General features: G+C 61.5%; 22 protein-coding genes. 9 read left to right on the top strand and 13 right to left on the bottom strand.

Annotated elements, in window-relative coordinates:
• Positions 1 to 146 precede the first annotated feature (146 nt).
• Entirely contained in the window at positions 147 to 704 is a 558-nt protein-coding gene (moaB, locus tag F0184_RS13010; protein ID WP_150496618.1) for a molybdenum cofactor biosynthesis protein B, read from the top strand.
• 66 nt (positions 705 to 770) lie between these two features.
• Here the strand turns inward: moaB and F0184_RS13005 are convergent, their stop codons facing one another.
• Positions 771 to 1,463, bottom strand: a complete 693-nt coding sequence (locus F0184_RS13005) for a glycosyltransferase (protein ID WP_150496617.1) — start codon at positions 1,461 to 1,463, stop codon at positions 771 to 773.
• Positions 1,464 to 1,572: 109 nt separating this feature from the next.
• On the opposite strand from F0184_RS13005, the gene F0184_RS13000 reads away from it, so the two are divergent.
• Positions 1,573 to 2,706 (top strand): PA0069 family radical SAM protein, encoded by a 1,134-nt coding sequence (locus tag F0184_RS13000; RefSeq protein WP_150496616.1) that lies wholly within the window; start codon positions 1,573 to 1,575, stop codon positions 2,704 to 2,706.
• Positions 2,707 to 2,745: 39 nt separating this feature from the next.
• Positions 2,746 to 3,414: a ribonuclease HII gene (locus F0184_RS12995; protein WP_172972109.1), complete on the top strand. Its 669-nt coding sequence runs from the start codon at positions 2,746 to 2,748 to the stop codon at positions 3,412 to 3,414.
• Between the two features lie 119 nt (positions 3,415 to 3,533).
• Here the strand turns inward: F0184_RS12995 and F0184_RS12990 are convergent, their stop codons facing one another.
• From F0184_RS12990 to F0184_RS12945, 10 genes are all read right to left on the bottom strand, one after another.
• Positions 3,534 to 5,066, bottom strand: coding sequence for a hypothetical protein (locus tag F0184_RS12990; protein ID WP_150496614.1), 1,533 nt, complete (start codon positions 5,064 to 5,066; stop codon positions 3,534 to 3,536).
• A 26-nt stretch (positions 5,067 to 5,092) separates the two neighbouring features.
• Entirely contained in the window at positions 5,093 to 5,752 is a 660-nt protein-coding gene (locus tag F0184_RS12985) for an SH3 domain-containing protein (protein ID WP_150496613.1), read from the bottom strand.
• A gap of 274 nt (positions 5,753 to 6,026) precedes the next feature.
• Entirely contained in the window at positions 6,027 to 6,506 is a 480-nt protein-coding gene (locus F0184_RS12980; protein ID WP_150496612.1) for a F0F1 ATP synthase subunit B family protein, read from the bottom strand.
• Between the two features lie 11 nt (positions 6,507 to 6,517).
• The gene (locus F0184_RS12975; protein ID WP_150496611.1) at positions 6,518 to 7,066 is read right to left on the bottom strand and encodes a F0F1 ATP synthase subunit B; all 549 of its coding nucleotides are present in this window, start codon (positions 7,064 to 7,066) and stop codon (positions 6,518 to 6,520) included.
• Positions 7,067 to 7,144: 78 nt separating this feature from the next.
• Positions 7,145 to 7,372, bottom strand: a complete 228-nt coding sequence (locus tag F0184_RS12970; RefSeq protein ID WP_150496610.1) for a F0F1 ATP synthase subunit C — start codon at positions 7,370 to 7,372, stop codon at positions 7,145 to 7,147.
• 74 nt (positions 7,373 to 7,446) lie between these two features.
• Positions 7,447 to 8,196, bottom strand: a complete 750-nt coding sequence (locus F0184_RS12965) for a F0F1 ATP synthase subunit A (RefSeq protein WP_150496609.1) — start codon at positions 8,194 to 8,196, stop codon at positions 7,447 to 7,449.
• A gap of 47 nt (positions 8,197 to 8,243) precedes the next feature.
• The gene (locus tag F0184_RS12960; protein WP_150496608.1) at positions 8,244 to 8,636 is read right to left on the bottom strand and encodes an AtpZ/AtpI family protein; all 393 of its coding nucleotides are present in this window, start codon (positions 8,634 to 8,636) and stop codon (positions 8,244 to 8,246) included.
• A 208-nt stretch (positions 8,637 to 8,844) separates the two neighbouring features.
• Complete coding sequence (smc, locus tag F0184_RS12955; RefSeq protein WP_150496607.1) at positions 8,845 to 12,303, bottom strand: chromosome segregation protein SMC; 3,459 nt, start codon at positions 12,301 to 12,303, stop codon at positions 8,845 to 8,847.
• A 90-nt stretch (positions 12,304 to 12,393) separates the two neighbouring features.
• A complete protein-coding gene (locus F0184_RS12950) occupies positions 12,394 to 13,029 on the bottom strand; it encodes a DsbA family protein (RefSeq protein WP_150496606.1) in 636 nt (211 codons plus the stop codon).
• A gap of 168 nt (positions 13,030 to 13,197) precedes the next feature.
• The gene (locus F0184_RS12945; protein WP_150496605.1) at positions 13,198 to 13,728 is read right to left on the bottom strand and encodes a DUF721 domain-containing protein; all 531 of its coding nucleotides are present in this window, start codon (positions 13,726 to 13,728) and stop codon (positions 13,198 to 13,200) included.
• A gap of 195 nt (positions 13,729 to 13,923) precedes the next feature.
• On the opposite strand from F0184_RS12945, the gene mutY reads away from it, so the two are divergent.
• Together mutY and F0184_RS12935 are read left to right on the top strand one after the other, a co-directional pair.
• Positions 13,924 to 14,997 carry an A/G-specific adenine glycosylase gene (mutY, locus tag F0184_RS12940; RefSeq protein WP_150496604.1) on the top strand — a complete coding sequence of 358 codons (1,074 nt, stop codon included), beginning with the start codon at positions 13,924 to 13,926 and terminating at the stop codon, positions 14,995 to 14,997.
• Positions 14,998 to 15,114: 117 nt separating this feature from the next.
• Positions 15,115 to 15,663 (top strand): 2OG-Fe(II) oxygenase, encoded by a 549-nt coding sequence (locus F0184_RS12935; protein WP_150496603.1) that lies wholly within the window; start codon positions 15,115 to 15,117, stop codon positions 15,661 to 15,663.
• Between the two features lie 173 nt (positions 15,664 to 15,836).
• On the opposite strand, the gene F0184_RS12930 is transcribed toward F0184_RS12935, so the two are convergent.
• On the bottom strand, positions 15,837 to 17,051 hold the full coding sequence (locus F0184_RS12930; RefSeq protein ID WP_150496602.1) for a TsoY family (seleno)protein: 1,215 nt from the start codon (positions 17,049 to 17,051) through the stop codon (positions 15,837 to 15,839).
• A gap of 319 nt (positions 17,052 to 17,370) precedes the next feature.
• On the opposite strand from F0184_RS12930, the gene F0184_RS12925 reads away from it, so the two are divergent.
• The 3 genes from F0184_RS12925 (at position 17,371) to bcmE (ending at position 20,227) form a co-directional block, all read left to right on the top strand.
• Entirely contained in the window at positions 17,371 to 17,853 is a 483-nt protein-coding gene (locus tag F0184_RS12925) for a fasciclin domain-containing protein (protein ID WP_150496601.1), read from the top strand.
• Positions 17,854 to 18,035: 182 nt separating this feature from the next.
• A complete protein-coding gene (bfr, locus tag F0184_RS12920; RefSeq protein ID WP_150496600.1) occupies positions 18,036 to 18,521 on the top strand; it encodes a bacterioferritin in 486 nt (161 codons plus the stop codon).
• Positions 18,522 to 18,712: 191 nt separating this feature from the next.
• The gene (gene bcmE / locus F0184_RS12915) at positions 18,713 to 20,227 is read left to right on the top strand and encodes a thiamine pyridinylase (RefSeq protein ID WP_172972103.1); all 1,515 of its coding nucleotides are present in this window, start codon (positions 18,713 to 18,715) and stop codon (positions 20,225 to 20,227) included.
• A 138-nt stretch (positions 20,228 to 20,365) separates the two neighbouring features.
• On the opposite strand, the gene F0184_RS12910 is transcribed toward bcmE, so the two are convergent.
• Entirely contained in the window at positions 20,366 to 21,877 is a 1,512-nt protein-coding gene (locus F0184_RS12910) for an AMP nucleosidase (protein WP_150496598.1), read from the bottom strand.
• Between the two features lie 516 nt (positions 21,878 to 22,393).
• Between F0184_RS12910 and F0184_RS12905 the strand changes: the two genes are divergently transcribed.
• Positions 22,394 to 23,533 (top strand): site-specific DNA-methyltransferase, encoded by a 1,140-nt coding sequence (locus tag F0184_RS12905; protein WP_150496597.1) that lies wholly within the window; start codon positions 22,394 to 22,396, stop codon positions 23,531 to 23,533.
• Positions 23,534 to 23,982 lie beyond the last annotated feature (449 nt).

Genomic DNA, 23,982 nt, shown 5'->3' with positions numbered 1-23,982 from the left:
GCAATTGAACTCAGCGCCCCATCGACACCCGGACGATTGGGCCATGCCATCCCCCTTGCCCGGACACGGGGCTCCGCACCCTCTCGCGCTGATGGTCTGGAAGTGGTCCGGCGGATCGCTTATGTCTGGCGGTGAAGGAGAACCCGATGTCCCGACTCGATGAAAGCCGTCCATTCATTCCCCTGAGCATTGCCGTGCTTACGGTGTCCGACACACGGTCTTTGGACGAAGACCGGTCCGGCGGAACGCTGGTCAAGCGCATCGAGGAAGCCGGCCATACGATCGCCGATCGCAAGATCGTGACGGACGACATTCCCGCGATCCAGGCCGCCGCCAGAATGTGGATCGACGACCCGGGCGTCGATGTCATCATCTCCACTGGCGGCACCGGGTTTACCGGGCGCGACGTGACCCCGGAAGCGATGGAGCCGCTGTTCGAGAAAAGGATGGACGGATTTTCGGAAGTCTTTCACCGCCTGTCCTACGACAAGATCGGCACTTCGACCATCCAGTCCCGCGCCACCGGCGGGGTGGCGGGGGCGACCTATATCTTCGTGCTTCCCGGATCTCCGGGCGCTTGCAAGGACGCCTGGGACGGCATCTTGAAATGGCAGCTCGACTACCGCCACATGCCCTGCAATTTCGTCGAGATCATGCCGCGGCTCGACGAACATCTGAAACGGGGGAAGCTGCGCGAAGCGTAACGTCTTTGGGGGTGTCAAAGGCTTCCGGCCGGACCGGTAGCCCCTGTGCGGACCCTTCCGGCGCTGTCAAGCGTTCAGCCGGACCGCGAGACTTGCCGGAACACGCAAGGTGCCAACGCAAAAGCGCGCGAATGACTGCCGCAGACCGCTCGAACCGTCCTCTTGCCCGGCCTGTCCGGACATGACCGCGGCCGAATTGAGAAACACCATGCGCCCGCGGCCGATCCGCTTGGCCATGTCCATGTCCTCAAGATCGGGCAAGGGGCGGTATCCGCCGAGCGAATCATAGAACGACCGGGAAATCAGAAGGCCCTGATTGCCATAGGGCATTCCCAGAAGGTTCGACCGCACGATGGCCGCCATCTCCGAGATGCGGGCAAACAGGCCGTAGTCGTCATGCCGAAGGCGGAAGGCCGCAACCGTGTTGGCGCCCCGGGCCGACCGGGACGCGCGGTCGATGAACGCCTGCACTTCATGGTGCCATCCCTGTTCGAGCAAGGTGCCGGGATGGAGAAACAGCAACCATTCGCCGCGCCGGGCATTCTTCGCGCCTTCCGCCAGGCGGATGCTGCGCGGGGCCTTGAGGGCGATCCAGGTGCATCCGGCAGCGTCGGCAACCTGCTCGGAATGGTCCGTGGATCCGCCGTCGACGACAATTACCTCGCGCACGACCCCTTCGGCGGCCGCCGTCACCAGCGATGCCAGCGCCTGGGCCAGGACCGCTTCGGAGTTCTTGGTCGGAATAATCACGCTAATCATGAGCCTCTTTCTGGCACGTTTTTTTTCAATGTGCGAGACTATGGCTTGTTTTAGGCGCGAATCCCGATCATGTTCTTGATATGTTCTCATCAAGATCCAGACCGGTGCCATGCTCCCAGTTCCACCCCTGACAACGCCCCCGGCGGCTGACCCGTCCTCGCCCCTGACCGGGTGCGCGGTTGCGCCCGACAGACGGCGCGGCCGCGGGGCGGCGACCAATGCGACTGGCCGGTTCGAGCCGGTCCAGCGGGAGAGTTTCGACGATGGGTGGGACAGTTTGGAGGACCTGCCGCCCCTGAAGACGGAAGTCCAGGCGGAACGGGCGCGCACCATCATCACCCGGAACGATTCGCCGGACCTGTCTTTCGACCGGTCGATCAATCCCTACAGGGGCTGCGAGCACGGCTGCGTTTACTGTTTTGCGCGGCCAAGCCATGCGTATATGGGCCTGTCGCCCGGCCTCGATTTCGAGACCCGGCTGTTCTACAAGCCGAACGCGGCCGAGCTTCTGGAACGCGAATTGGCGCGGCCGGGCTATGTGCCCAGGCCCATTGCGATCGGCACAAACACCGATCCCTATCAACCTTTGGAACGGCGCCACGTGCTGATGCGCGAGATCCTGGAGGTCCTCGACACCTACAACCACCCGGTCGCCATTGTCACAAAATCGGCACTCGTCGCCCGGGACAAGGACATTCTGGCCCGCATGGCCGAACGCAACCTCGCCAAGGTCGCCGTGTCGGTCACGACGCTTAACGGGCGGCTCTGCCGGGCGATGGAGCCGCGGGCCTCCGCGCCGCACAAGCGCCTTTCCGCCGTCCGGGATCTGGCCGAAGCCGGCATTCCGGCCTCCGTGATGATGGCGCCGGTCATTCCTGCCCTGACCGATAGCGAGATCGAAAGGGTGCTCGAGGCGGCCGCCGAGCACGGGGCGGAAGGCGCAGGCTTCGTCTTGTTGCGCCTGCCGCGGGAGGTCTCGCCGCTGTTCCGGGATTGGCTGGCGCGCAACGAGCCCGGCCGCTACCGCCATGTGATGAGCCTCATCCGTTCGATGCGGGGCGGGAAGGACTACGACGCGGCCTGGGGCGAGCGGATGCGCGGACGCGGCCCTTATGCCGACCAGATCGCGAAACGCTTCTCGCTGGCGGCCAAACGCTTTGGCTTGAACCTCAGGCGGCGAAAGCTCGACACGGACCGGTTCATCGCCCCTCAAAAGGGCGGGGTGCAGCTGGACCTTTTCTGACGTTGCCAGACCGGCCCCGGCGGGGCAAGAAAGGGCATGATGACCCATGCGCCTTCCCTATTCGATCTCGTTTTTCCCGATCAGGCGGACCTCCGCCTGGAACGCAAGCACGCGGCCGGCTTTGGCGGGGTCCTGGCCGGGGTAGACGAAGCCGGCCGGGGGCCGTGGGCGGGGCCGGTGGTCACCGCCGCGGTCGTGCTCGACTACGGCCGGGTCCCCGACGGCCTGACGGATTCAAAAAAACTGTCTCCAGCCCGGCGGGAGGCCCTTTTTCCGCAAATCCTCGAAACAGCGTGGGTTGGCGTTGCAACGGCCTGTCCCCGCACCATCGACCTGCGCAACATCCGGTCGGCCACGCTCGATGCCATGGTCCGGGCGGTTGCCGGCCTGCCGGTCCGGCCACGCTATGTGATTGTCGATGGCCGGGATGTGCCCGCCGGGCTCGGCATGCCGGCCCAGGCTTTGGTCAAAGGCGATAGCCGGTGCCTTGCCGTGGCCGCGGCCTCCATAGTCGCCAAGGTTCTGCGCGATGCGATGATGGTCACTCTCGAGGACCGGCTGCCGGGATACGGGTTCGCGCAACACAAGGGATATGGCGTTCCCGCCCATCAGGCCGCCCTGCAGCGGCTCGGTCCCAGCCCGCATCACCGGATGAGTTTTCAGCCGGTCCGCCGCGCCGCAGTAGAGGGCCAAAGTGTTCCCGGATAACGTGATCTCTCATCGGTCTGCTTGGTCCAAGTCTGCAACGCAGCAGATAGCACCCGGCCCCGGGCGGTAAACCAAAGCCGGTCCATACCGCCGGGTGAAACATCGGAACACAATGCAGGCTAATTGAGGTTCACTTTTCTGTTGAATTGATCATAGTCATCGCGCGTGCAATTGACGGCGCGCATGGCCGCGCGGAATTTCACAAGGTCTTTCCATTTGGTGGGAAACTGCCTTTCATCGCCCCAGGTTTCCATTACTTTTCCTTGTATCCCGTCCTGAATTCGCGCGAACATTTGATCGTACAAACCCACAAAACCTGACTCGCTTCTGCCATAATCCGGCACCTCCGCCTCCCCCCACCGTTTCAGGTCTTTGCCGACAAACCGGTTTTCGGGAATGTAGGAAACAACAAGCCCTCGGGAATCATGCGCCACTCTGGTCACCTTTTTTGTGTTGTGGTGACACAGGCTGTGGATCGACCAGACCGGATACACTTCCCGCACCACACACTTCACTTTGCGCATAGGGCCGTTGCTGTTTCTCGGATACGGAGGCGGGCAGTCTCCACCCACTTGAAAGTCCGGTATTTCCTCGCTCGTCCGGTAGGTGCGAACATACGCATGGTGCAAAACGTAACCCTCCCCCTCGCCTGAAGCAGCCGGGGCCGGATTGGACGCGGTTGGACGCGGCTGTTCGTCGGTCTTGTTAACACTCGCGGGCTGCGCGGCATCCTGTTTTTCGATCTCTTGTTCGATGTCCGCAACTTCCTCCTCGTAGGCCTTGTTGTTTCCGCCTTGACGGAAACGCTCCGGAACATCCTTGAGTTTGTCGATGTATTCGGTGAGCTTGTCGAAGTGGGCCTGGTATCGGGCCAGGCGATCGCCTGTCGTTGCAAGGCCTGCCTGTTCAGCACTGTCCAACATCGCGTTGACATCAACAGCGTACCCGAAATTTCTTTCAACCGATTCTGACAAACGGCGCAAAAGCGAAATTCGGCCCGGGATCCTTCGTTCCCTGCTGTTGTTTTCGTACCACCGAACCAGCTTCTGGCTGGAAACAGAAAAAGAGTGGACGCTCAAGGATACGGGCTCCAACCCCTGTTTCATGGCTGATTGTGCTTCTTCGGCTGAAACATAAAGGTTCGGCGCATCTTCAGTCGCAAAACTGTTCAGCAAAAACTTGTCATAATTGGGTGATCCCGCAACATTGTACGACCAGCTCTTGCCGTCTCCGTTTGCAATGGCGCCAGCGTCAATAAACATCACGTATTGCTTGTTCCCGGCCCGCACCACCAGACGCAACGTAACATTGTATATGCCCAGCTGCTTTGCTGCCTCCTCCCCAAGTTCGCTGACCGGAATGGGACGGGTTTCCAACCGGTCGCCGTCGAGGACCCGCAGTTCGACACCACTCGCCCTTGGATCAAGCAACCAGCGAAAAGACGCGGCCACGACCGGTTCGCCCAGCAGGCTTTTAACGCTCACCTTGGCTTCATAAGAGAAGGTCACATTGTTCATCGTGACGCGGGTCCCGGACGCACCTTCCCCGATGGAACCGAAGGATTCCTCAAAGGCCAAGGAAGGCTGCGTTGTCAGAAGCGGCAGGATCACCAGAAACCACTTGAGGGTGAAAAGCCTTGCAATAGACCCCACTCGCCAATTCCTCATGCGGACCGACATCAGCTTATGCCCAACCATGCATTGAAGTCCTCTTGCTGCTCCTGGCTCGGCTTTTTGAGTTCGCTTTCAACGGGAGACGTGACCGGCGTGGCGGACCGGGCCGGATCGCCTCCGCCCGCGACAGCTTCATCCAGTGGGGCATTAGAGCAATCAACGTGTTGCAAAAAGACCCAACCCCAGTTCCGGAACTGGCCATTGAAATTTCCAACGGCATATCCCCAGGGGCGTCCGTTCGCATCATCGCGGATCTCGGTTATTCTGATTATCCTGCCGTTGCGGAGCCGGTTGATCAATTCCCCATTCGGCGTGGCACGGACATTCAAAGTGGGGTCAACGGGGTCGGCAACAACGCACGATTTGCCCGCGATCTGAGAAATATCTTTCGGACCGCCACACGCAAGCGCTTCCATGAAGACCCATCCCCAATTCCGGAACCGGCCCTCATAATACCCCGTGGCATAGCCCCACGGCCTGCCTTTGGCGTCATTCTCGAACTGGGTGATTTCGACCGTTCGACCGTTCTTCAGTCTATTGATCACACGGCCATTTGGCGTTTCCCGGACATTCAAAGCGCGATCCGTCGGATCCGAGATCACACAGGATTTGGCGTCAACTCTTTCAGGCAGGATTGTTGCTAGAAGCACGAAAGGAACGGCCATGAGAGAAATCCGCATTGGACAACGAACCCCAATATATTTTGATTTTACTCACCGGCACTGCAGCATCTTGAAAAAGAGAATGCAAACAAAACCTGCCAAGGTACGAGACGTTCATAAGATATTGAGAACCAGAAAGTCGTACAGCCTGGGTGCGCCGTCGTTACGGTCAAGCAAGAGGACCGCGCTCGGCGCATTCAAGAGCCCACTTGATCGCTAAACAAAAAAAGCGGCTCGGGGGAGCCGCTTTTGTCGTTCGCTCAGGCATCTGAAAGCGTCAGTTGAGGTTGGCTTTCACCTGGTCGATGCTCTTGGCCATGATGTCGTCGGCAAGCTTGTCCTTGACATTCGATGTCAGGATTTGCTCGGCCGCTTTCACGGCAATGTCGGCGGCGCGGGCGCGGACTTCGGCAACGGCCTGGCTTTCCGCCTGCGCGATCTTGTCCTCGGCTGCCTTGGAGCGGCGGGCGATCATCTCTTCCAGCGCCCGGTTCGTTTCAAGGGTCAGCCGCTCGGCTTCGGTATTCGCCTCGGCGATGATTGCCTTGGCTTCCTCTTCGGCCTCGTGGCGCTTGCGCTGATAGTCGGACAGCAGCGCCTGCGCTTCCTCGCGAAGCCGGCGGGCTTCGTCCAGTTCGTTTTGAATGTCATCGGCGCGCTTGTCGAGGGCGCGGGTGATGAGCCCCGGGACCTTGAGATAGGTGATCAGCGCGAAGAAAAGGATCAGACCAACGAGGGCCCAAAATGACGAATCCATCGGGGTCTCCGTTAGTTCAAGGCGCTTTTCATTGCCTTGGTCAAATCGGTCTTTGTCGGCGCCTTGCCGACAAGAGCTTCAACCAGAGCAGACGTGGTGTCGCCCGCAATGTCTTCGATCTTGGCCATGGCATCGGACTTGACGCCAGCGATGTGTTGTTCGGCGGCAGCAAGCTTTTCAGCCAATTCCGCTTCGGCTTTGTCGCGCCGCGCGTTTTGTTCGGCCTTGAGCTTTTCACGGGTTTCGTGCGCGATCCCATGCGCTTTGGCACGGGCTTCGGCGAGCGCTTGCTCATAGGCTGCGATAGCGTCGTCTGTTTCCTGTTTCAGACGATTGGCCTCGCCAAGGTCGCCAGCGATGCGATCCCGGCGGTCTTCCAGGATCCCGGCGATACGCGGCACAGCCACGTTCTTCATGATCCAATAGAACACACCGAACGTGATCGCCAGCCACAGGAGCTGGGAAGCATAGGTCGAGCTGTCAAATGGCGGAAAATTCCCCGCCCCGATCTCTTCGGCCGGAATATGAAGTTGCGTATTGGTGTCGCTGGTGCCTGCCATTTCCACTCTCCAAGATCCGGTCGGGCGGCGCTACCGCCGCCCCCGGAGTCGCGTCAAACGTCTCTAACTGAACAGAGATCAGACGGCGAAGAGGAGAAGAAGTGCGATCAGCAGCGAGAAGATGCCGAGAGCTTCCGTCACGGCGAAGCCGAACACGAGGCGGCCGAACTGACCGTCAGCGGCGGTCGGGTTGCGCAGGGCGCCATTCAGGTAGTTTCCGAAGATGGTGCCGAGGGCGATGGCTGCGCCACCCATGCCCAGAGTTGCGATGCCGGCGCCGAGGTACTTTGCTGCTTCTGCTTCCATGACACGTGCTCCTACGTAGTGTTTATGCAGAGGTTGCGAGGGGGATCGCGGACCGCAACCCCCTGAACTCAGTTTTAGTGTGACGGGTGAAGGGCGTCGTTCAGATACATGCACGTCAAAACCGTGAACACGTAAGCTTGAAGGAACGACACGAGAAACTCGAGTGCGGTGATCGCCACGGTCATCAGCAAGGGCAGGATGGACCCGGCCACACCAACCGCTCCGGCGGCCGTCATGCTGACGATAAAGCCGGCAAACACCTTCAGCGTGATGTGACCCGCCAGCATGTTCGCGAACAAGCGAACCGACAGGCTGATCGGACGCGAGAGGAACGAGATCACCTCGATCGGCGCCACGATGACGAGCAGCACCGGGGGCACGCCGGACGGCGCGAACAGGTGAAAGAACTTGGTGCCATGACGCATCAGGCCATAGATCGTCACGGTTCCGATCACCAGCATGGCCAGCGCGAAGGTCACGATGATATGACTTGTGACGGTGAAGAAATACGGGAACATCCCGTAAAGGTTCGCGACGAGGACGAACATGAAGAGCGAGAACACAAAGGGGAAGAACCGCATCCCCTCGGACCCCGCCGAACTGCGCAACATGCCCGCCACGAACTCATAGGCGAGCTCGGACACCGACTGCATGCGCGATGGGACCAAACCCCGCCCGCTCGTCGTCATGATCAGGAATGCCGCCGCGGTTGCCACTGTGGCAACCATGAACAGCGAAGAGTTGGTGAAAGAGAAATCCAAGCCCCCGACTTCGATCGGGAAAAGACGCTGGATCTCAAACTGCTTGATCGGATCGTTTGCCACCGGTCAGCCTTCTTCACTTGTTCAAACCAAGCGCACTACGCGCAAATTCAGGACTTGGAACCATCGTCGTCCGGCCGCTTCCGGTCGAGACTTGCTTCAGGCTCTGCGACATACCCCGCCGAGCGCAGAATGTTCAAGACCCCAGCTGCAAATCCCAGCAGTAAAAACACAATTAACCCGAAAGGGCTGGTGCCCAACCACTGGTCCAGAAGCCAGCCGATCCCGCCACCGGTCACGATCCCGGCAATGAACTCCGACGAGTGCTTCACTGCCAGGCCGTAGCCCGATTTTTCGCTTTTCAGCCCGGCATTGGCGCGTTGCTCCGCCGCCGCCCGATCCGCAAGCGTCTGGTTCAGCCGGTCCCGCCGTTCAGACAGTCCCACCTTGGGATCTTCCCGGTCGCGGCCAGAATCGTCGCCGTTGTGTGATGAGCCGTTCATGTGCCCCTCGCACCGGTTGTCGCTTCAGTCCGGCAGCCGGTTTACCCCCGTAAGCCGCGCGCACCATAGTCGGCACCCTGTGCCCTGTCAAGAAAAGCCGAAAAGGAATTAATTCATTGATTTTATTTGTTTTTCTTATTTTTGAAATCCGAGGTAAAGCGGCAATGCAAGGCGCCGCGGCGCCGACAACACATTTGGGCACCGGCTGTCAGCCCGCATCGCGGAATCGTTCGGCGGTTTCCAGGCTCACGGAGACCAGTTGGGACACCCCGCGCTCGGCCATGGTCACGCCGAACAACCGGTTCATTCGGGCCATCGTAATCGGGTTGTGAGTGATCACCACGAACCTGGTGTCCGTCCGGCGGGCCATTTCGTCCAGAAGATCGCAATAGCGCTCGACATTGGCGTCATCGAGCGGCGCATCGACTTCGTCGAGCACGCAGATCGGCGCCGGGTTGGTCAGGAAGACCGCGAAGATCAGAGCCATTGCGGTCAACGCCTGCTCTCCGCCTGACAGAAGCGTCATGGTCTGCGGCTTTTTGCCCGGGGGGCGCGCAATGATTTCCAGGCCCGCGTCCAGCGGATCTTCCGAATCGACCAGCTGCAGTTCGGCCGTTCCGCCGCCGAACAGATGCGTGAAGAGCCGCTGAAAATGATCGTTGACCACATTGAACGACGCCAGCAGCCGTTCCCGCGCTTCCCGGTTGAGATTGGATATGCCGGTCCGCAGCCGGCGAATCGCCTCGATCAAATCGTCCCGCTCGCCTGTCAGGGTCGCTTTTTGCTGATCAATTTCCTTCAGTTCTTCGTCGGCGCGCAGGTTCACCCCGCCGAGCCGTTCCCGCTCGGACCTCAGTCTCTCAAGTTTGCGGTCCAGCGCATCGGCATCCGGCAACGGAGCCCCGTCTTTCAGTCCGGCCATCTCCGGCAGCGCGGCAACGGCCACATTCAGATCCTCCCCGATCCGCCGCTCGAGCCCAAACTTTCGTTCCCGCGCCGCCCCGAGGCGCTCCTCGACGCGGATTTTCTGTTCCCGGGCGCCCGACAGCGCTTCGAGGGCCGCCTTGGCGGCCTGATCCATATCCCGCAGATCCGCTTCCGCGCTCTGCAGTTCGTCATCACGGTCTTTCTTTTCCTGTTCCGCCCTTGCAATCGCGGAAAACAGGTCCCGGCGTTTCAGTTCGATCTCTTCGGGCGCCTCGATCAGCTCCTCGCGCTCTTCCGCCGCTTCCTCGCGCCGGGCGTTCAGCACATCGATCTGTGCGCTTGCATTGGCCGCGCGGGTCCGCCAGTTCTCATATTCGCGCGCGATCGCCGCCAACCGCCTGTCCCGCATCAGCTGCTCGCGCGTCATGCCTTCGGCGATGGCGCGGGCCTCGGTCAACGCGGTCCGCGCGCCGGCAACATCGGCCTGAAGGGCCGCGATTTCGTCCTCAAGCCCCGACAGGCCGGGCATTCCGGCGAGCTGTTCTTCCGCCTCGGCCAGCCCTTCCTGCGCTTCGGCCGCCTCAAGGCGCAGCTGGGCCAGCCGCTCCTCCGCGCTCGCCTTGCGCTCGGCAAGCTGGGTCAGCGCGCGTTCCGCCTGGGCCAGGGCCTCGCGGGCCGAAGCGACCGCCCCTTGGCCGTCCCGCACGCGCTGCCGTGCCTCCTGTTCCGCCCGGGCGGCCTCAACCACGGCGGCTGCCGCCTCTTCCAGGACAGCCTGCTTGCCGTGCACGGCCTGCCGCATGCTTTCGATCTGATCGGCAAGTTCGGACAGGCGGTTTTTCTGCGCAAGCCGCTGGGCCGCCGGCGTCGGGGCATCGGCCGCGACAACGAACCCGTCCCATCGCCACAAATCCCCGGACCGCGACACAAGACGCTGTCCGGGCTTGAGCCCCGAAACCAGCGCCGGACCATCCTTTTCATCAACCACGCCGATTTGCGCCAGCCGCCTCGCCAATTCCGCAGGGGCCTTCACGTGATCGCCCAGCGGCACCACGCCCGGCGGCAAGGCCGGGTCGTCCTCCGCCGCCGCGGTACCCGACCAGCGGACCGGCGCGCCAGCCTCTATCGGCGCTTCCAGATCCTCGCCCAAGGCCGCGCCCAGCGCGGTTTCAAAACCGGGGGCAACGTCCATCCGGTCCACCGCCGGTTGATATTCTCCCCCGGCCGAGGCGCTGAGGATCTGCTTGAGGGTTCGCGCCTCCGTCTCGTGGCTCGACAAGTCCCGCTGCGCATCGGTCAGGCCGGTTCGGGCCTCGGCCTCGGCGGCGCGCATGAGTTCGGTCCGCTCGGCCGCGCTGTCCGACAGAGCCTCGGCTTCCGCCAAAGCTTCTTCCGCCATCTCAACGGCCTCGCGCCGGCCGGCGACCCCTTTCACCGCGTCGAGTTCAGCGGTCACCGCCAGAAGCGCGGTTTCGGCCTCAGCCGCCTGGGCTTTCATCCGGCCGGCCCGCTGGCGGGCGTCCTGAACCCTGCTTTCCAACGACTGGCGCGCGGCAAGGTTCCGGGCCTGCGCGGATGTCTTTTGCGACAGCAGGGTTTCCAGCTCCTCGACCCGCGCACCGGCCTCGGCCACCTTTTCCCCGGCCGCCTCGCTTCGCTCAAGAACGGCTTCGTTTTCTTCCAGAAGTTCGGCCCGCTCCTCCGCGAGGCGTTCGAGAACCTCATCATTCTCGCTGACAAGGCGCTGTTCGCGGGCAATGTCGTCGGCAAGCTGCGCCAGGCGCCGGTCGATATCCTGCAACCGCTCCTTGATCCGCCGTTCTTCCGAATCGAGCTCGTTTCCCGCTAGCACCAGACGCTGCAGCGCGGCAGCGGCGGAAGCAGCCGCCTCGCGCAGCTGCGGCAGCTTGTGGGCCGAGATCGCCTGCAACCGGGCCGCCTCGGCCTGCAAGGCGGCGGCGTCGTTCACGGCCCGCTCAGCAACCGAAAACTGGTGTTCCGCTTGCTCGAGCGCGTCTCGGGCGGCCGTCCATCTCAGATACAGGATCCCGGCTTCGGCCGAGCGGATTTCAGAGGACAGGTTCCGGTACCGGCTCGCCTGGCGGGACTGCCGGCGCAGGCTGTCGAGCTGGCCATCGATCTGAACCAGAACGTCCTCGAGGCGGTCGAGATTGGTTTCGGCGGCCCGCAGCCGCATTTCGGCTTCCTTGCGCCGCGAATGCAGCCCTGAAATCCCGGCCGCTTCCTCAAGGATCTGCCGGCGGGCGGTCGGCTTGGCGGAAATCAACTCCCCGATCTGCCCCTGGCGAACCATGGCCGGGGACCGGGCACCGGTCGATGCGTCGGCGAACAGAAGCTGAACGTCACGGGCGCGAACGTCCTTGCCGTTGACCTTGTAGTTCGAGCCCGATTCGCGTTCGATCCGGCGGCTGACCTCCAGCATGTCCGCATCATTGAAGGCCTGCGGCGCGGTCCGGTCCGGATTTTCCAGATAGAGGATGACCTCCGCCGTGTTCCGGGCCGGCCGGTTCAAGCTGCCCGAAAAAATAACATCGTCCATGCCCGAGGCACGCATGTTCTTGTAGGAGTTTTCCCCCATCACCCATCGCAGGGCTTCCACGAGGTTGGACTTGCCGCAGCCATTAGGGCCGACAACGCCGGTCAATCCGTCGCCGATGATGAATTCCATCGGCTCGACAAAGGACTTGAACCCGACAACCCTCAGCTTGGAAAACTTCACGGGCGCGCCCTCCCCGCGGAAAGACGCGCCCTGTCAGCGTGTTTGAAACTCACGACCGAAGCGGCCGGACGGCTGTGCAGCGCGCCGGCGTCAAAGCTTCTCTTCGATGAGTTTCGACATTTCCTCAATAGACAGCGCTCCGGTGTGCTTGTCCCCGTTGATGAAGAAGGTCGGGGTCGACGTGACGCCGAACTCGGCGGACCCGCGCTCCCGCACCGCATTCACTGCGTCAAGCAGGTCCTGGTTTGTCAAGCACTGCTCGAAGGACTCCTGTGTAAATCCGATCTGCTTGGAAAAGTTCAGCAGGGCATTGTAGGGATTTTCCGTGTAGGCCCAGGCGCGCTGCTGTTCGAACATGATGTCGACGACATCGAAATATTTGTCTTCCGGTGCGCAGCGGGCGAGCATGAATGCGGCCGAAGCGACGGCATCCAGCGGGAATTCGCGGAAGATGAAGCGCACCTGTCCGCTGTCGACATAGCGCTTCTTCAGTTCCTTATAGGTCTCGTTGTGGAAATTGGCGCAGTGGCCGCAGGTCATGGACGCATATTCGACAATCGTGACCGGCGCGTTCTCGTCACCGATGCTCTTGTCTCCCAGAGGACCCGGTTTCAGAAGGTCTTCCGGGTTCACGCTCTGCGCCCGGGCATCGGTAATGCCGAACACACCGGCCGTGAGAGCCAATCCGGAAGCTGCGCTGAGAAAAGTCCTGCGAGATACGGTCACTGTATCAACATCCTGTTCACGTTTGAAATCTGGTGTCTTTCGACCGGCCAATCTGTGCCCCGCCGAGCGACGCCGGTCAACTCAACGGGTAAATTATGGCAGGAAACGGGTCAGGAAAAGGAAAGCTGGTCAAACACATGTGAAGACGCGGTGTCTCCGGATGCATGTTCAGTCATCCGATTTGGCGATGACCTGCGCCCCGAGCTTCTTCAAGGCGGCCCGCAGGCGGTCGTTGCCGACCGTGGACAGCTTGTCCTCCAGTGCGCTTTCCTCCGCCTCCGTCAGACCACGCAAGGTTTTTTTCTCGGCCGGCTTTCTGACGGTGACCGGCTTTTGCACGATCTTGATCCGTTCGACGGCCTGCCAGCCGAAAAACGCGTTGATGCGGGAGAGGATCTGTCCGGTTTCGTGGGACAGGAAGAGCGCTGTCGGGCCATCCGCATGAACCAGCAAAGTGGCCGCGCACACCGGATCTTGCTCGCCGGGCACCGGGTCCCGACCCTGCCGGGGCCAGATCAACCGGACCGGTCGCACCCGTTCGCCATAGCGGCCGCCGACAATGTCCGGCCAGGCGGACAACAGATCCAGGGACGCAAATCCGCGTTTCCGGCACGCAGGGGTCACCGCCTTGCCGACCAGGTCCGCAAGGTCATGTGTGGTCTTGCGACGCACCCCGGAACGTCCCGCATTCGCGGTCAAAGTCTTGCCTCCGCAAAAAGATCATAAAGGCAACGCGCCTTACCACCAGCACCCCACGCAGATTCGCGCGCATTTGCAACAAAAGAAAGATTTGCCTTCTCCAGTGGAAATCACGAGATGGTTTTCCCATGCTTTTCCCCAGTCTTTTCCGGCGCTGTGCTTGCAACCGGATCCGAAAACGGCAGGTGTTCCCTGATGCGCGCGACCACTTCAACCGTTGACCTTCTGAATTGGTACGACCGGCATGCCCGGTCGTTGCCCTGGCGCGTCTCTCCGCGCGACCGCCAATGCGGCATCGTGCCGGATCCCTATCAGATCTGGCTGTCGGAAGTGATGCTGCAGCAAACCACGGTGGCCGCGGTCAAGGATTACTTCGAAAAATTCGTCCGGCTTTGGCCCACCGTCCGTGATCTTGCCGCGGCGGACGACGAGGATGTCATGAAAGCCTGGGCCGGGCTTGGATATTATTCGCGCGCCCGCAACCTGAAAAAATGCGCACAGATCGTTGCGAACGACCTTGGCGGCGTTTTTCCGGACACAGAGGACGGATTGCTGGCCCTTCCCGGGATCGGCCCCTACACGGCCGCAGCGATTGCCGCCATCGCGTTTGACCGCCCCGCGCCGGTTGTGGATGGAAATGTGGAACGGGTCCTGAGCCGCTTCCATGCGATCACAACCCCCTTGCCCGCGGCCAAGCCGGAGATCCGGGCGGCAATGGCGGATCTCACGCCGGCGGACCGGCCCGGCGATTTCGCCCAGGCGGTGATGGACCTTGGCGCCACGATATGCACCCCGAAGCGGCCGGCCTGCGCGATTTGCCCCTGGACCGGCTCCTGTTCGGCGCGGGCCTCGGGCCTTGCAGAAACCCTGCCGAACAAGGCTCCCAAAAAGGACAAGCCGACACGGGAGGGCGCGGCTTTCGTCGCCATCAACAGCGCCGACGGCTCGGTCCTGCTGCGCCGGCGCCCGCCCCGGGGGCTGCTGGGAGGCATGACGGAAGTGCCGGGCTCGGAATGGCAAGAGGGTTTCGACGCCGCCGCCGCGCTGTCGCACGCGCCCCTGACGGCAGATTGGCGCCGGCACACCACACCCGTTCGGCACACGTTCACCCATTTCCATCTGATCCTGACGGTCTGGCGGGCCCAGGTTCCCGCCGCCGACCGGCCCGAGGACGGCAGCTGGTGGGCCGACCGGGGGACACTCGGCGACGAAGCCCTGCCGACCGTGATGCGCAAAGTGCTTGCGGAAGCCTTGGGGGACGAGGTGTGAGCCGGACGCCCCGGCGTTCGGGACTTTGTTCGCCGGCTGTGTTTCCCAGTTGCAATGAACCGGCCTTTAGCCCTATTGGAGCGGCCGGTTCATTTGTCTGCGGGAAAGCGGTCAAACATGTTCACCCACACCCTCTCGAAACTGTTCAATCCAGAGCAAACACGGGCGATCATCGCCTTGAGCGAAGCGTCGCGCCAGAAACAGGGCGGCCTTGTCGGCGGCGTTCGGGAGCACAACATCCGCCGGGCGGACATCTCATGGCTGGACGACCGGGGCGACGCCGGCTGGGTGATGGACAAGATCGTTGACGCTGTCGCGATCGCCAATCGGGAGCGGTTTCAGTTCGATATCACGGATTTCAAGGAACGGCTTCAGGTTGCCGCCTACCATCAAACCGATGAGGGGCATTACGACTGGCATTCCGACATCGGAGACGGCCCGCTGGCACGCCAGCGCAAACTGACCATCGTGGCCCAATTGAGTGATGCCGCCTCCTACGACGGCGGCGATCTTGAAACCTCCGTGGGTGGGTCGCCCCGCGCCGCCGACCGGGAGGAAGGGTCGGCAACCCTGTTTGCCAGCTTCGTTGCCCACCGCGTGACCCCGGTCACCCGGGGAACGCGCCACTCCCTCACCTGCTGGTGCCACGGACCACAATTCCGCTAAAGCACCGGGCGTCTTGTCAAAGACGCCCGAAGATGCCCAGCAACTGAAGAAGCGATCAGCTTCGGGTACTCAATCGATCCCGATCCGGCACCGCTGAACCCGTTCCGGCAGCAGGGGGTATCGGCCCTCCGCTGGTGGCTGGACATGGCCGCCAACCGCACCCCTTCCGTGCCTTACCGCGCGGGCGACATGGCGGGCTCCATGTGCCCGGAAGCAAAGTGCTTGGCGTTCAGCTTGAAGACCAGCACGATGGTGGCGACTTGCAGACCAATCGCAAAGGCCGTCATCGCCCAATACCCGGCGGAGAACTGTTCCACCAGCCCGACCTCCACGAGCCCCTTGTTGATGTAGAAGTGCAACAGCACGGACAGGGCGACACCCGGGCAAACCAGGGCATAGGATCCAGCGGACGTCTTCGGCCCAAAGACGTAGGATCCGAAATAGCCGATCCGTTTCAGGACGGCCGCCCCCAGAAGCGCAAACAGAAGCTGCAGGGCGAGCATCTGCGTGAGCATGGTGAAGTTGGCCGCGGCCGCCGCATGCGCGTCGAAATGGACATGCAGGCCGTGTTCCTGGCGCATCAACGCTATGGAAATCACCGTGGCGATGGGGATAGCGACCCAAAGCGTGGGAGCGGCTTCGGGGCTCGCCCCATTCTCCAGCATGGAGCGGAACCCCAGAAACAGCGCGACACTTCCCAGCACCACCGCCGAGACGATGAAGAAGGTCGAAGCGATGTAGCTCAAACCCGCGACCAGCTGGGTATCGCTCATTGCGGCCGGGGCTGCGAGCCCGACCCCGATCATGGCCAGCGCGAAAGCCGGAAGCAGCTGCGCGAAGCTGTTGTTGACCGCGCAGTCGAACCCGCCCTGCGTCAGCACACGGGCGAAGAATGCGCCAAGCAGGCGGAATGCGAACCAGCCCACCCCGAGGAAGGCAAGCAGGGCCAACGGGAACAGGTATTCAACCACGGTCCATAGCCCGGGCACAAAAACGAGGCCGAGAATGAACCCGCCATTGATGGTCATGGCCAGGGTCAGGGGGATCGCCATCAGCTGGGTTTCACCATTGCCGGAAACCAGCGTCTTGTAAGCGTTTGTCGCCCGGAAACGTGTGTATTGCCGCAGGTTCCAGACCAGCAGGCGCACATGCAGATAGGCGAAAAACAGGATGCCGGCCCAAGCGATTGCGACCGCCGCTTTCAGTGGCATCGGCCCGGCGGCCAGGGCAGCGGCGATGTCCTCGAACACGGGCACCGGCTGGCCGGGGTGCGGCACCCAGAACATGAGATACATGAAGAACGTGACCATCAAACCGCCCGCTCCGAGAGCGGCCAGGAAGTAGAGCGGCGAGTAGCGTTCGCCCAAGTTCGGAAGCGCGAGAAGCATGACTGTCTCCTTTCTTTATATTCATTTTTCTGAATATAAGAATTCGTGCCATGATCTGCATCAAACCGGTCCCGGCCAAGCTCCATCCCACCCGGGACACGGGTTCTTGCAGCCTGTTCTCCCCTTGGGCGGGAAGGTCCTTTTTTGCTTTCAGATCACAATATTAATTTTTATTAATAAGCCGCAATCGAACGATCCGCCTGTTTCCCAGCCCCGTAAGCAAGGCGCAAACCAACAAGCCAGGCACGCTTACTTATTGTTTAGTTCGCGTGGCGCTTGACCTTGCAGACTTGCAGACAATTTAATCTGGGAGACTTCAATGACATTCTTCAAGAAACTGGCTATCGCACTGTTGATGGTTGTGCCTCTTTCTGTCGCAAAGGCGGCTGAAAAGGACATCGTGGATACGGCCGTGGACGCCGGAACGTTCCAGACGCTGGTGGCAGCGGTTCAGGCCGCCGATTTGGTCGAGACCCTGAAGGGCGACGGTCCGTTCACCGTCTTCGCACCGACGGACGAGGCGTTCGCCAAGCTTCCCGAAGGCACCGTGGCAGACCTTCTGAAGCCGGAAAACAAGGATCAGCTCGTCAAGATCCTCACCTATCACGTGGTGCCGGGCAAAGTGATGTCCTCCGACATTGCCGGGAAGTCCATGGATGTCGCCACCGTCGAGGGCAGCACTATTGCCGTCAATGCCACCGACGGCGTGAAGATCAACGATGCCACGGTTGTGACCGCCGACATCGAAGCAACGAATGGCGTGATCCACGTCATCGACACGGTCATCCTGCCCGCCTCTTAAAGCCCGGGGTCACCCAGGTGGCGCGCCCTGTCGGATCGCCGCTGAAAAAGGTCCGCCGCTCCCGCGGCGGATTTTTTTTACCCACCTTTTTGCCCCATGGAGTGATCCGGGGATGGACGCGCAAAGTAGAATAGTTCTAAACTGGGCCACATATTGATCCTGGAACAACGGAGCCGGTCGCCATGAAGGGTAGTGAAAAAGTTATCGAACGCCTCAATGAGGCGCTGTTTTTGGAGCTTGGGGCAATCAACCAATACTGGTTGCACTACCGCCTCCTGTCCGATTGGGGCTACGCGCGTTTGGCGAAGAAAGAGCGTGAAGAGTCAATCGAAGAGATGCATCACGCGGACAAGATCACCGACCGGATCATTTTCCTCGAAGGCCACCCGAACATGCAGACACTTGCCCCTTTGCGCATCGGGCAGAATGTGAAGGAAGTGCTCGAGTGTGATCTGGCCGGCGAATACGACGCCCGCGCGTCCTATTCCAAGTCGCGAGAAATCTGCCGCGAGGAAGGCGACATCGTCACCATGAAGATCTTCGAAGAGCTTCTTCAGGACGAAGAAGGTCATATCGACTTTCTGGAGACCCAGCTCGAGCTACTCGAGAAGATCGGCGAAGAGCGCTATGGCCTTTTGAACGCTGCACCGGCGGACGAAGCGGAATAAGCCGGATCGCCCCAATTGACGGATCGCCCCAATTGATCTGACGGGAAACGCGGCCCCAGACGGGCCGTGTTTTTTGTTCCTGGGCCCACCTCTCATTTTGCGTGTAAATTTTTTTCTTTAAATTTGAAATTGCATACCCTAGCGGCATCATGCAAGAGTCATCCGGACGCACATTGTCAGGAGGGCAAGCCATGCCAAAGCATTTCCGAAACATCTTGATTTCGAAAGGCGTGCTGATTGCGGCCGTCCTCTTCGTATCCCCGGCCTCGGCGCAAAACTGCGATGCGATCTGCACCGATGGCGAGACCTGCATCACGGCCGCCGTCTATCCCTACGTCCCGGACATGGGCGCTTTCACGTCGGCCATCTGCGCGGCCTGGCAATCCGCGGGACAAACGGAAAAACTCTATCTGATCGCCGATGAAAACATCTGGGACGGCGGCTATGGCTCCGATCCGGTCTATACCAATGGCAGCGGCACCCAGGTTCCGATCGACGTGTTTGTCTATGACGCCATGTATCTGGAGTACTGGAAGACCCAGACCACACAGATCCCGGCCGCCCAGATCACGAACGCATCGGACTTCGTGCCCTACGCGGACGCCGCCTTGAAGCTTCCCAACAACGACATGTATGCGCTGCCGATGCTCGGATGCACGAACATCATGTTCTACCGGACCGGTGATGCGGGGATGGCCGGGGTGACAACCCTTTCGGATTTCGAAGCCGTGAACACCGACGGCATCTATATCAGCCCGGTGCCCTTCGGCATGTCCGGCGCGATGATGAACATGTCGGGCAAAACGACCATCGGCGTCAACTACATGATCAAGGGCTACCTGGACACCGGCAACTGGCCGTCAATGACCCAGCTTGACCAGTCGATCATCCAATCGCTGGCTGGAATTTCTGAAACATCCAGCTACTACAATGCGTTGACAGGCGCTGTTCCGCCTTTGCAGGGTGTGGAGGACCAATATGTCCGGGCCGGGTATTTCAGCGAGGGATATGGCCGCACCTCCATCGGGTTCTCCGAAAGCATGTCGCAAATGTCGGACACCACCCGCCAGAACCTGCAGCTCCGCGCCTTCCCCTGGACCGACAACACCAACACTCCGAACATGTTTTATGCCGATGTCGTGGGGGTGAACGACCAGTCCCCGTTCCTGGCCAACAACGGAACACTGCCGTTTGTGCTGGCGAATATCATGACGGAACAGGCCACGATGCAGAACGCCATTGCGCCGCCCACCGGGGAACTGTCCTATCTGTTCCCCGCCCGCACGAGTGTGCTCAATGCGTTGAGTTCGGTTGATCCGCTTTATGGGCAAATGTCGGATATCCTGAATGCGAAACCGACCGAGCTGGTCAGCATGCCAACCACCAACCGGGCGACCTTCCACGCGTTTGGCGGCACCGTCCAGAGCGCCGTGCTGGGCGCCTTTTCAGGCCATTGCGATCTGGCAAGCACAACCTATCCGGGGAACAATTCCCAGGCACCGGCAATCTGCACGCCCCTGTGCCAAGCCGCCGGCGGCTGGGTCGGTTCCTGGACCAATCAGTCTCCGCCCGCCTGGCCGGGATACTCGGCCTGCGGCTGCAACACGTGTGTTCAAGCTTCGCCCCTGCCGCAATCGGTGCAGGCACGAGAACCCACCACCATGGTGCAGTCCGGCCCCGCGCTCAGGCGCTACATGCGCAACTGAGCGGGATCCAGGCCCGCCCACGAAGCTGGCCATCGAAGTGGGCAGAAGAACTTTGCCACCCTGCCATCCGCTCCGCCTGCCCCCTCCGGGGCAGGCTTTTGCCCTTGGCCGCCGACACCGGCCAAACGACCTTCGTTGCTACTGGAACGCTGTTTCCGCAAAGCTTCTGAGCTTGCGCGAATGCAACCGTTCGCTCGGCATGTCGCGGAGCTTTTCCAGGGCCCGGATCCCGATCTCAAGATGCTGGGCAACCTGCCGCTTGTAGAACTCCGTCGCCATGCCGGGCAATTTCAGTTCGCCATGCAGCGGCTTGTCGGAAACGCACAACAGCGTCCCGTAGGGCACCCGGAACCGGAAACCGTTGGCCGCGATGGTAGCGGACTCCATGTCGAGCGCGATGGCGCGTGATTGCGAGAAACGCCGCACAAGACCCTTCTGATCCCAAAGCTCCCAATTGCGGTTGTCGATCGACGCCACCGTGCCCGTGCGCATGATCTGCTTGAGATCATAGCCGTCATACCCGGTGATTTCCGCCACGGCGTCCTCGAGGGCGACCTGCACCTCCGCCAGCGGGGGGATGGGCACCCATGTCGGCAGGTCCTGGTTCAGGACATTGTCTTCGCGCACATAGCCATGCGCCAGGACATAATCCCCAAGGGTCTGGCTGTTGCGCAGGCCCGCGCAGTGACCCAGCATCAGCCAGACATGCGGGCGCAGGACCGCGACATGGTCGGTGATAGTCTTGGCGTTGGAGGGCCCGACGCCGATATTGACCATGGTGATGCCGCCATGGTCCGGCCGCTTGAGGTGATAGGCCGGCATCTGGGGCAGTTTGGCCGGGGCGTTCCCTTGTGAGGGGGCGCTCTCGCCCCTTCGGGTCAGGACGTTTCCCGGCTCGACAAAAGCCTCGTAGCCGCTCCGCGGATCGGCCAGCAGGTTCCTCGCCATCTGGCAGAATTCGTCGATGTAGAACTGGTAGTTCGTGAAAAGCACATAATTTTGAAAATGTTCGGCCGCTGTCGCCGTGTAGTGCTGCAGTCGGTGGAGGGAATAGTCGACCCGTGGCGCGGTGAAGGACGCCAGCGGCAAAAGACCGTTGGCCGGTTCGTAGGTGCCATTGGCGATGGCATCATCCATCACCGACAGATCCGGCAGATCGAAAATGTCGGCCAGCGGCACGTTCAATTGGGCGGCCGCTGCTCCGCCCTCCACATGGGTTCCGTCATAAAAGGCGAAATGGAGCGGGATCGGCATGTCGCTCTCGCCAACCATCACCGGAACTTCATGGTTTCGAATCAACAGGGAAATCTGGTCGATCAGATAGCTTCGAAACAGGTCAGGCCGGGTGATCGTTGTCGCGTGCCCGCCCGGACGGGACACGAACCCGTAGGCCAGACGGCTGTCGAGACGGGCATGGCTATCGGTCACGATCTGGACCTGGGGATAGAAGGCCCGCACGCGCCCCTCGGCCCCGTCGCCGTCCAGCACATTCTGAAAGGCCGCGCGCAGAAAAGCAGTGTTGTCCTCGAAAATCTCGATCAGGCGGTCCACCGCCTTCTCCGCGTCCGAAAAGGCTTCGAGCGGCCGTTCGGGAGCATACCGGACGGGACGGGACGGCTGCGCCGGGGTTCGATAAAGGGGCTCGGACAAGGCATTCTCCTTATTGGTGTGCTTGACCGCCAGACGTCGGAACGCTGTGCGTGCAGGTCAAGGGAGGACCAGAAGACTTTGAAGAATTTTTCACGCTCCGAACAGCGTTTCATGTCTTGTGGCGGCGGCACTTGTCCACCGTTTGCGATCGCGCCTCCCCTTTCTCCCTCTGGCACGGCAGACAGAGGCACGGCCCGACCGGTTTTCGACGCGGCGATGAGCTGCGGAGCCGGAGAGGTCACGCGCAAGGGCAGCTCGCAAGCCGGCCGGACAGAAAATGCACGGCCCGCCATACCGCGCCGGTTAATGCAATTTGCAACGCCGCGCCCGGCCGGTGGCGGCAAAGCGCCAGATTTCCGCCGGTCTTTGCAAGCGCTGCGATTAACTTCCTGTAAATGTTTTACCGAAGTAAACAAACCATTGAATCCGAAGATTTTTTTACCTTCCGCTCTTAACGGCTGATTTACCAAACCCGGTAACTATGACACTCGAAATTGCGTGAGGTATTGCGTCGCAATGAGTGTACTGCGTACCGGGGTGTCCTTCGCGGCACCCCACCCCTCTTCTCAGCGGGACGCCGGGGCGTCCTGGCTGAACACGATCTTGAAGGGCGACTGCGTGGCCGCCCTGGAAAAGCTGCCGTCCAAATCCGTGGATCTGGTGTTCGCCGATCCGCCCTACAATCTGCAACTCGGCAGCGATCTCCACCGGCCCGACCAGTCCAAGGTCGATGCCTGCGATGATCATTGGGATCAGTTCGAGAGCTTCGAAGCCTATGACGCCTTCACCCGTGCCTGGCTGCTCGCCGTGCGGCGGGTGATGAAACCGGATGCGTCCCTTTACGTGATCGGGTCCTATCACAACATCTTCCGCGTCGGCGCGATGCTGCAGGATCTCGAATTCTGGATCATGAACGACATCGTGTGGCTGAAGTCCAATCCGATGCCGAATTTCCGCGGCAAACGCTTCACCAATGCGCACGAGACGATCATCTGGGCCACCAAAAGCCCACAGGCGAAACCGACCTTCAACTACGATGCGCTCAAGGCGTTCAACGACGACCTTCAGATGCGCTCAGACTGGTACCTGCCGCTGTGCACCGGATCGGAACGCCTGAAGGACGCCGGCGGCCAAAAGGTTCATCCAACGCAAAAGCCCGAGGCCCTGCTCTACCGGATCCTCACCGCCTCCTCGAACCCCGGTGATGTGGTGCTTGACCCCTTCTTCGGAACCGGCACCACCGGGGCCGTGGCCAAGAAACTGGGCCGGTCCTATGTCGGGGTCGAACGGGAGCAGGACTATATCGACGCCGCGCGCGCCCGCCTTGAGGCGATCACGCCGAACGATCCGTCCGCCCTCGAAATGCACAAGGGCAAGCGGGCGGAAAAGCGCATCCCGTTCGGCACCTTGCTGGAAACCGGCCTGCTCGAGGCCGGCACCCGGCTCACCTGCGCCAAAGGCAGGCACGAGGCGATCGTGCGGGCCGACGGATCGCTGAAAGCGGGACCGCATACCGGTTCGATCCACAAGGTCGGCGCGCTGGTGCAGGGCCAGGACGCGTGCAACGGCTGGACCTTCTGGCACACGGGGTCCGGGACGAAAAAGGCGCCGATCGACGACCTGCGCAAGGAAATCCGATCAAGGTTGCAGGCCTGAGGGGCCGGCGACCCGCACAGATAACAAGCAGAAAAAGACCTTCGCGTTCCCCGCGAACATCTGCCCCCGGCGGCTCAAGGAGTGAGCTTCCGGGGGTTTCTTTTTGAGCCTGCCGCCGGTGATTATCGCGGACCTGCAGGCAGCGCAAAGGCCGCCGCGGGCGCAGGCCCCGGCGTTTTGGGTGTTCAAAGCCCCGTTCCAGTGAACGGGATGGCAGACGCCCCGGACTTGCCGGGCGGTGTGAGATGGGGTGGGAGAGGTGGCAAGACGGCGCGTCTGCCCGGGATCCGTTTCCCAAAGCGAAGCGGGCGCGCCTGTCTCGTTTCTGCTGGGCTGCGGGTGATCCGGCCCGGGCCCTGCCGGAGATCAAGCGTCTGGAAACCTGCCGGCGCCGAACCCGCCGCAGGGACTTCCCGCCCGGGCCGCCGGATGCCGCGCGCGGCCCGTTA

The sequence above is a fragment of the Roseibium aquae genome, assembly GCF_008711285.1.
Lineage (GTDB): Bacteria > Pseudomonadota > Alphaproteobacteria > Rhizobiales > Stappiaceae > Roseibium > Roseibium aquae.
This window is presented reverse-complemented; position numbering and strand designations above follow the sequence as displayed.